1 protein-coding gene and 1 pseudogene are annotated in these 2,224 nt (G+C 57.4%); one reads left to right on the top strand and one right to left on the bottom strand.

Annotated features, from left to right (window positions below):
- The first annotated feature begins 539 nt into the window (after window positions 1-539).
- Window positions 540-1,187 (top strand): FkbM family methyltransferase, encoded by a 648-nt coding sequence (locus NKH37_RS33950; RefSeq protein WP_352939813.1) that lies wholly within the window; start codon window positions 540-542, stop codon window positions 1,185-1,187.
- Between the two features lie 557 nt (window positions 1,188-1,744).
- On the opposite strand, the pseudogene NKH37_RS33945 reads toward NKH37_RS33950, so the two are convergent.
- Window positions 1,745-2,224 (bottom strand): annotated as a pseudogene (locus tag NKH37_RS33945) (hypothetical protein); the annotation flags it as partial.

The following is a 2,224-nucleotide window of genomic DNA, read 5'->3' as shown; positions in this document are numbered from 1 at the left end:
GGCGGTAAGGGATCTGCTTGCATCAAAGAATGGTGACATGGGGACGCTCCTTAGATAGCTGCTCAACAGCGCCGAGGGTGCCACACGCTCGCCGCCGGCCATAGCATCTACACTGGGCCTGGAAGAAATCCGCCCTTAGTCCATCCTCGAAGCGTGATCGGTCCACGTAAGCGCCACCCGGCGAACGTAGTCCTCTCCCGGCCAATCACAGGTGCATGGCTTGCCAAACATCCATCGTGCGGATGCGTTCCATCAATACAATCGATTTTACGAATTATAGAGAATAGCGGATATGAAACGTCGGCCGGGAGAACAGGTCTACTGAGAATGCGAGCTGCCACTCGCCGACTAGTCAAACTGTCCAACTTCTTCCGAAAGATTCATGGACCGACCGGCGCGGTCGAGGCGGGATCATTCGAAAAAATCGCAGTTGGCTGGCGCTAGCCCCCGGAGTTCCGGTTGATATACCTTCCAGGGATGTCGCGTGTGCAATTGAGGCGTTGAGGTAAAGTTCGATGGAAATACATATGCAGGAACCGATCTCTTCATTAAAAGTACATCGGCATATCGTTTCACTTCTGCAAAAAACCGATCCCGTCATCCTGGACATCGGCTGCAATGACGGAACCGATACGCGACGTTTTCTCAGCCTTTGCCCGAAGGCACAGCTCTACTGCTTTGAGCCAGACCCTCGCGCGGCTGCTCGCTTTAAGAAAAACATGAATCCGTACCTGGACAAGGTGAAACTGTTTGAAATCGCGCTCAGCAACCGAAATGGCACGATTGATTTCCATCCAAGCAATGGAGAAGGAAGCGCGGAGGAATGGGACCAATCTGGCTCGATACGCCGACCCAAGAATCATCTTGTCGAACATGCTTGGGTTCGGTTCGATCGCCCCATGTCAGTTGAAACTCGAAGGCTTGACGACTGGTGCAGCGAAGCGAACCTGAAAAAGATCGATTTCATCTGGATGGATGTGCAGGGAGCCGAGTCAGATGTCATTGCTGGCGGCAGACAGACCTTGAGCAACACGCGCTTTATCTACACGGAATATAGCGACCACGAGCTCTATGAAGGTCAGCTGTCCCTGCAAGCCATTCTTGATCTTTTGCCTTCGTTCGAATTGCTGACCCGCTATCCACGCGGAGTGGAGGGCGATGTTTTGCTTAGGAATACGAGCCTCTAGAACAGGCCCGTTCTGCTTCCGTCCTGCTGCAGCCCTCCATCCTCATTGCAGATCACAAGCGGCTGGATTTGGGTGCGAGGATCGCACCGTGAGCGGTCGCAGCATGCTTGATTGGACCGAAGCCTGGTTGCCCTTACTGATCCGCCGGAAACAGGTTCTGCGAGGCCAGGCAAGGGAATTGGTCCCCGTGAAGGACTCGAGTTTTCAGGCTTGAGGCCACCTGAACCGCGGCCTTCGCCGAACTCGGTGAATCGAACGGAATGACCAGGCGCAATCGCGAGAGGATGTTGCCACACATGATCGCGACCGCGCTGCGCTCGAGGTTTGCGACCAGGCACGGGGATTTTGTCCGCTCGGCTGCAGCCAGTCGGCCCTCGATACCATCGCCGCGATCCGCGCAAACATTCGATACTTTGCGCCGACTCTGGCGCGCTCGCCGCGCCCCCTAGGGGAAATGCACGCCCCCAGAATAATGCGATGCGCCGATGGGTCCAAGGCTTGTTCAGTCACGATGATTTCGGAGAAGGCTCCGGCCTTCGCCGCAGCGGAGGCGGACATCATTCCTTGGATGCCCCGCCGATGATCAGTAGTCGACGAGTCATATCCCGCTGCCCATTTCTTCGGCCACGGGGTCGGGCCAGCTCTCGATTGAGGTACGGCTGATGAAGGCAGGATGCTCGGGGTTCGCGCATGGCGCGCGCCCCAGAAGGCTGTCGAGGATGCGGCGCGCGCCAGGCCAGCAGGGTAAGATTCGGATCGGCGAGCCCGCGCTGCCCAAGGTTCGCGTTCTGTACGAAGATGCGTCTTTCACGCGGTCCGTCCCAGCACACCGAAAAATCCTCGCGAACAGCCAACTCATTGTCGATTTGTTCCAGCCGGTCCGCGATCGGTTCCAAGAAGCCTGGCACCGCGTTCTCGTAACCGGTGGCCAGGATGACGATGTCGGCCGTGACTTCTTCAACCTCGTCCATGCCGTGCTGCAGGGTCAGCCTGTGACCCGCGCCGGCGTTGATGCAGTGCGAGACGGTGCAGCCCGG

Source organism: Mesorhizobium sp. M1217, from assembly GCF_040318275.1.
In the GTDB taxonomy this organism is placed as follows: domain Bacteria; phylum Pseudomonadota; class Alphaproteobacteria; order Rhizobiales; family Rhizobiaceae; genus Mesorhizobium.
This window is presented reverse-complemented; position numbering and strand designations above follow the sequence as displayed.